Raw genomic sequence first — 6030 nt, 5'->3', positions numbered from 1 at the left:
TTATTCAATTGTCTGAAATGACATGCCTTTCCTGTTTAAAGTTGCCGTTTTTGATGTAAGCCGCTTCAAGCGGTTTGGAAAGCTACAACATCACTAAACTTGCTGTGCCCAAGAAGGCAAAGAAGCCGACAACATCCGTTACTGTGGTTAAGATGACAGAGCCCGCTAATGCTGGATCAAGCTTAAACTTATCAAGCGTGATCGGGATGAGTACCCCAAACAGCGCGGCGGTAATGATATTTACGACAATGGCCAGTGAAATGGTGGCGCCAATCATCGCTGACTGGAACCAGAGCCCTGCCAAAGCACCAATGATCAACGCCCATAACAAACCGTTAATGGAACCAATACCAATTTCATTTTTGAGCAACGCAAAACGGTTACCCGGTGTAATTTGGTTCAATGCCATGGCACGTACCATCAAGGTTAAGGTTTGACTTCCCGCAATACCGCCCATCGAGGCAACAATTGGCATCAACACCGCTAACGCGACAACTTGCGAGATGACCGTTTCAAACATACCTATAGTGACCGAAGCGAGGATGGCGGTCAGCAGGTTGATCCCGAGCCAAAGGCCTCGTTTTTTGGAACTTTTAATGATGGGTGCAAATAAGTCATCTCCTTCATCCATACCTGTACCGGCCATTAAGCGCGATTCGTAAATCTCTCGTTGTGTACTCAGGGCAAATTGCCAGTCAATTTCACCCACTAAGATTTCATGGTTATCAATGATGGCGACGGTCGGCAATTGGGAATGTTCTAACGCTTCAACTGCTTCAGAAAGTGACTGGTGAGCATTCAGCGTAAAGAGATCATCTTGCTTGATGTTTTTCAGTAAAGTTTTGCTTTCAGCAAGCAAAATTTCTGTATAACTCACGATACCTTGGAATTTTTTTGCTTTGTTGATCAAATAGATATGTTGTGGAGAGTCATAATGATATTTCTCCAATAGTATCTTGGCTTTGTCGACACTGATGCTGAAAGGCAAGGTATACACTTTACGGTTTGCCCAGTGGCCAACTTCAGTATCTTCATAGGCATTGGCTTGATCATACAATTCAAGCTCGTCGCGACTAATTAAGCGCAGCGCTTCACTGATGATTTCATCAGGCAGAGAATCGGCCCATTCGAGCAGAGACAAGTTATCGAGCTTGGCGAGAGTCAGTTTTAGTTCTATTTCTGACAGTGCGTTGATGATAGAAAAACGTACTTCAGCACGCATCTCTGTCAGTACATCAATGTGTAGCTCTAAGGGTAGGCTACGCCACAGACGTACCCGCTGCTCGACAGGAAAAGCTTCTAAGATGATTGCGATCGAGCTTTCATCAAGCCCACTTTCCACGTACTCGCCGAGTAAGTCGATTTGTTGCTGCTCATCGGCTTTTGAAATCGTTTCAATATGCAGTGAAAGGTCTTGATATTCGTTCAACGTTTTACTCCGATAGGAAGTTGTTTCTTCTCGATTTTTTTCACGGCTTTTTCTGGAGTTTTGTTTAATACAATTACAGGGCGAACAATAAAGAGGTTGTTTGGATAGAGCACTGTATTGCCATCAACATTCTCTAATACGACATTGAGTAGGTTCATGTCGACGATTTTACCTTCAACAAAATTTGCGCCATCCACCACTCGCACCCATAAACCGATGCGACAGTGGTTTTGTACAAATAAAACCAGAAATGAGGTGACGTTGCTCAGCAAAGACCAACCTGCAAACAAACCGACGCCAAGCAACGCAAAAAGTGATGAGCCAACAACCAATAACCCACGCAGTTCCACGCCCCACATCATTAGCAGAGTCAACACTAACACCAAGAAGAGTAAGGTCTTCACCAGCCAACGTGCTCGTTTAAGCCGATGAATATCGACTTTGCCTATGACCATATTCTCAAACCATCGCACGGTGTAGCTGGCTGTTTTAGGATAAATAAGCAACGCCATGATCGTGATGATCCATTGATAATTTTTTTGAAATAAGTCTAAGTATTCCATGACGAATCAGAAAAAGGAGATTTGGTTCAAAATAACCGAAATTCAGTCAATTACAACCTCTAATCTGGCTGAGGTTGATAATTGGAATTGGGTTGAGAAAAAAGTAACCAATTTGCTTTAGTCGGTCGAATAAAAACTAGAGAGGATCATCGGGTTCTAGACTAGACAATAGCGTCGATGCTTCTATTTCTGGTGTTTTCATCATCATCGATAACCGCTGTAAAGTGGAGAGAATGAGAGTTTGTTCCCATGCGTTTAACGCCTGAAATTGTTCAATAAAGCTATCTTTTAGCAGTGTGGGTGCTTTGAGTAATAATTCATCTCCTGTTGGGGTCAACAACGCATGAACTTTACGTTTATCTTGTTGATCTCGCTCTCGAATGATCAGTGCGCGCTTTTCTAAGCGATCCAAAATGCTGGTCGCTGTAGCTTGGCTCATATTAGTATGATCGGAGAGTTGCTTTATGGTCATATCGGCCGAGTTTTGGATCGCACGCATTAACAATAGTTGGGGGCTAGTGAGGCCAAAATCTTTGTTTATTTTTTTGGAATGGAGATCTGTCGCACGAATAATTTGGCGTATAGCGACCAGCACTTCTTCATGAATATCCAATACTTTCCTCCTTGAAAATAAGCAGAGCCACCCTTTTGATATGGGTGGCTCTATACTCTTACTTAGCGGCTTCTTTGGCGGTTTTTATCCACGAATCGAATTCAGATTGGTGAGCTTTTATCCAACCATTGGCATGAGCTTCAATATCTTTGGCAGAGTTTTTACCTTTACTCATGATCATGTTTTGCGCACTGATATCATTAATATTCAACTTCATGATTTCAAAAAGTTTTGCTGCGGCTGGGTTTTCTAGAGCGAATTTTTTATTGGCGACAATCAGCATACTGTTCATCTCAAAGCCGAAGTTCTTTCCATTGGGTAGGGTTGTATCGATATTTTTGCGCTCACCAGGTAGGGCAGAGAAAGGGACTTCAAGCCAGGTGACATCTTTACCAGGGACCAAAACCCCACTCACCCAATAAGGTGTCCAAGTGTAATAAAGGATAGGGTCGCCTTTTTTGTAGCGTGAAATTGTATCGGCAATGATAGCGGCATAGTTACCTTGGTTGTGAGTAACGGTCGGTCGTAAACCGTAGGCGGTTAAGTGCTCCTCAATCACCATCTCACAACCCCAGCCGGGTGTGCAGCCAGTTAAGTCTGCTTTACCATCGCCATTTGCATCAAACAGCTTGGCGATTTTAGGGTCTTTTAACTGAGCAATATTGGTAATACCGTATTTATCTGCCGTTTTTTTATCAATCAAGTAGCCTTGCGCTGCTCCTGATATATATTGACCTTTTCGATAGAACTTAGCGTCGCCGCCCGCCATCGAGTATTTGTCGGCGTGTAAAGGAAACCACCCAACGGCGAGATAGGTTGCATCGCCTTCGGCAATCGAAGTATAAGCCACGTTGTAGTCGACTTCCTTGGTCGGTTTGACATCGTACCCCAGCGCTTCCATCGCTTTGTTCACGATGAGAGTTTGAAATGTTTCTTCAGCCACTGTCGATTGCACGGGTTGTAAACTAATACCTTTGCCAGGAAGTTTATCAGCCCAAGCGCTGATGGGTAATGCCGCCGATGCGATTAAACTGGTTGAGATTAACGTCTTCCATGCGTAATTCATTTCTGTTCTCCTAGATTGTTGGCACTCTGATGAGTCAGTTTTTGCTTCAGTAAATAAAAGGGTGAGATAGGGCCGGTTTGATACCAGCGTACTTTTTGATCGCGATTTTCTGTACCGATATGCTGAGTTAGGCGATCAAGTAAGATGGCGAGAATGACAATGCCAAGTCCCCCCACGGCAGCGAGTCCCATATCAAGTCGGCCAATACCACGCAAAACCATTTGCCCTAAGCCACCGACAGCAATCATGGAGGCAATTACAACCATCGACAGCGATAGCATCAGTGTTTGGTTGACACCGGCCATAATGGTCGGCATGGCTAGTGGTAACTGAATACGGTAGAGCATCTGTTTTGGGCTTGCGCCGAATGCATGGCCTGCTTCGATAAGCTCTTCGGGAACTTGTTGAATACCTAAGATGGTTAAACGAACAATCGGTGGCAGGGCGAAAATAATGGTTACCACCACGCCAGGTACGTTGCCAATTCCGAACAGCATCACGATCGGGACTAAATACACGAATGCGGGCGTGGTTTGCATCGCATCCAAAACGGGGCGGATGAATTTTGCAGCCGTTTGATTTCTGGCCAGCCAAATCCCAAGTGGCAAGCCAATCAATAGGCAAAAGAATACCGAGGTCATGACCAAGGCGAGGGTGACCATTGCTTGTGACCACGCTCCGATTAATCCAATCGTAATCAGCGAGGCTAATGAAGCGATACCCATTTTAGGTCCAGCAAGTTGCCATGTGATCAAAAATAAAATCAACAACATCACAGGCGCTGGCGTTGAAACTAACGTGGTTTCAAATGAACTTAAAATAAAATCAACAGGTACTCTGACAGCTTGAAATAATGGCCTACCGTGTTCCACTAACCAACCCAGCCCGGTTTCAACCCAGTGATCAAAGGGGATAATTGCATCTTGAAATGGGTGCAGCCAATCGAAAGGCGCGGGAGCGTCGGTTGCGCCATTTAACCAATCACCTGCTGTAGTTGGAGACGCAGTAGTCGCTGACCAAGGATCGCTGCTGACAGGCGTTTGCGCGGTAGACGCCCATGGGTCAAGCGCCTCTGTGGATTGAATGTTGGTTTCCGTTGTCATAATTATTCCCTATCCAAAGTCTGCAATAAGCGTGATTTGGTGATCACGCCGTAATAATTTCCCTGCTGATCGACAACAGGCACGGCGTAGGGGACTTCAGCCACTTGGCTGATTAATTCACTAACAGACAGCTCCGGATCAACCGTCACGATGTCAGGCAGTAGAGCCGCGCTAAGCGATGTTTGTTGCTTGAGAGCTTGTTTCAGAGAGTCGAGCGACACAATGCCAGAGTATTTATTCGTACGGTCAACTACAATTCCGTAGTCTCGGTCATGATCCATCAGTAACTGCATTGCTGCAGCCGGGCCATCATTGTCGTGTTTTTTAAAAACGGCCGCGGGTTTTTTACGGGCAATGTCTTTAGCTGAAAAAACACTGGCAACATTAACGCCACGAAAGAATGAACTGACGTAATCGTTAGCAGGATGATGCAATATTTCATCGGGCGTGCCCGTTTGTACGACGATGCCATCTTGCATGATGGCGATACGGTCACCAATTCTCATTGCTTCATCAAGGTCATGAGAAATAAAAACGATGGTTCGCTTATCATCATTTTGCAGGCGGATTAGTTCATCTTGCATTTCGGTGCGGATTAACGGGTCGAGTGCAGAAAATGCTTCGTCCATTAACAAAATGTCAGGGTCGTTGGCGAGTGCACGGGCCAAACCAACGCGTTGTTTCATCCCACCCGATAACTCATCAGGGAATGACTCACAGTAGGCGTCTAAGCCAACCCGAGCGAGCGCTTCTTTTGCACTTTTATTACGTTCATGAGCCACTACTCCTGATAGTTCCAATCCAAAGGCAGCGTTTTCAAGAACGGTCATATGTGGCATGAGTGCGAAGTTCTGAAATACCATTGAGATATTTTTACGTCTTACATCGCGCAGCTCTTGCTCTGAAATATGAGCAATATCCTTACCCTTCAGTAAAACACTTCCTTGGGTTGGCTCAATCAGGCGGTTCAACAATCGAACTAAAGTGGACTTGCCCGAACCGGACAAACCCATAATGACAAAAATCTCCCCTTCATTGATTGAAAGAGACACATCCTTGACCCCAACAGTGAGCCCGGTTTGCTCGAAAATTTGGTCCTTATCCAACCCTTTTTCTAACAGCGGGAAAGCTTGTTGCGGAGTCTCTCCAAATACCTTGTAGAGGTTCTTAACTTCTAACACGGGTGACATGATTTACATCCTTTGTTCTTCATGGCTATTTAATGTTTAGCCGTAAATATGTATAGTACACTAAAC

Annotated in this window: 6 protein-coding genes; all 6 read right to left on the bottom strand. The window is 44.9% G+C overall.

The window, feature by feature from the left end:
• Window positions 1-82 precede the first annotated feature (82 nt).
• Window positions 83-1429: a magnesium transporter gene (locus tag AACQ17_RS05120; RefSeq protein WP_017046070.1), complete on the bottom strand. Its 1347-nt coding sequence runs from the start codon at window positions 1427-1429 to the stop codon at window positions 83-85.
• Window positions 1426-1992, bottom strand: a complete 567-nt coding sequence (locus AACQ17_RS05115) for a mechanosensitive ion channel domain-containing protein (protein ID WP_013867977.1) — start codon at window positions 1990-1992, stop codon at window positions 1426-1428. The genes AACQ17_RS05120 and AACQ17_RS05115 overlap by 4 nt, the downstream gene beginning before the upstream one ends.
• Window positions 1993-2128: 136 nt before the next feature.
• Window positions 2129-2659 carry a MarR family winged helix-turn-helix transcriptional regulator gene (locus tag AACQ17_RS05110; protein WP_013867975.1) on the bottom strand — a complete coding sequence of 177 codons (531 nt, stop codon included), beginning with the start codon at window positions 2657-2659 and terminating at the stop codon, window positions 2129-2131.
• Window positions 2660-2663: 4 nt separating this feature from the next.
• The gene (gene proX / locus AACQ17_RS05105) at window positions 2664-3671 is read right to left on the bottom strand and encodes a glycine betaine/L-proline ABC transporter substrate-binding protein ProX (protein ID WP_094147340.1); all 1008 of its coding nucleotides are present in this window, start codon (window positions 3669-3671) and stop codon (window positions 2664-2666) included.
• Window positions 3668-4774 (bottom strand): glycine betaine/L-proline ABC transporter permease ProW, encoded by a 1107-nt coding sequence (gene proW / locus AACQ17_RS05100; RefSeq protein ID WP_017043350.1) that lies wholly within the window; start codon window positions 4772-4774, stop codon window positions 3668-3670. The genes proX and proW overlap by 4 nt, the downstream gene beginning before the upstream one ends.
• A 2-nt stretch (window positions 4775-4776) precedes the next feature.
• Complete coding sequence (gene proV, locus AACQ17_RS05095; protein ID WP_013867972.1) at window positions 4777-5964, bottom strand: glycine betaine/L-proline ABC transporter ATP-binding protein ProV; 1188 nt, start codon at window positions 5962-5964, stop codon at window positions 4777-4779.
• Window positions 5965-6030: the final 66 nt, after the last annotated feature.

The sequence above is a fragment of the Vibrio sp. V10_P2A27P122 genome, from assembly GCF_963874335.1.
GTDB lineage: Bacteria > Pseudomonadota > Gammaproteobacteria > Enterobacterales > Vibrionaceae > Vibrio > Vibrio anguillarum.
This window is presented reverse-complemented; position numbering and strand designations above follow the sequence as displayed.

Excerpts from the sequence above, each read along its gene's own strand:
- AACQ17_RS05115 (WP_013867977.1), bottom strand. The coding sequence starts at position 1,992 with ATGGAATACTTAGACTTATTTCAAAAAAATTATCAATGGATCATCACG.
- proV (WP_013867972.1), bottom strand. The coding sequence starts at position 5,964 with ATGTCACCCGTGTTAGAAGTTAAGAACCTCTACAAGGTATTTGGAGAG.
- proX (WP_094147340.1), bottom strand. The coding sequence starts at position 3,671 with ATGAATTACGCATGGAAGACGTTAATCTCAACCAGTTTAATCGCATCG.
- proW (WP_017043350.1), bottom strand. The coding sequence starts at position 4,774 with ATGACAACGGAAACCAACATTCAATCCACAGAGGCGCTTGACCCATGG.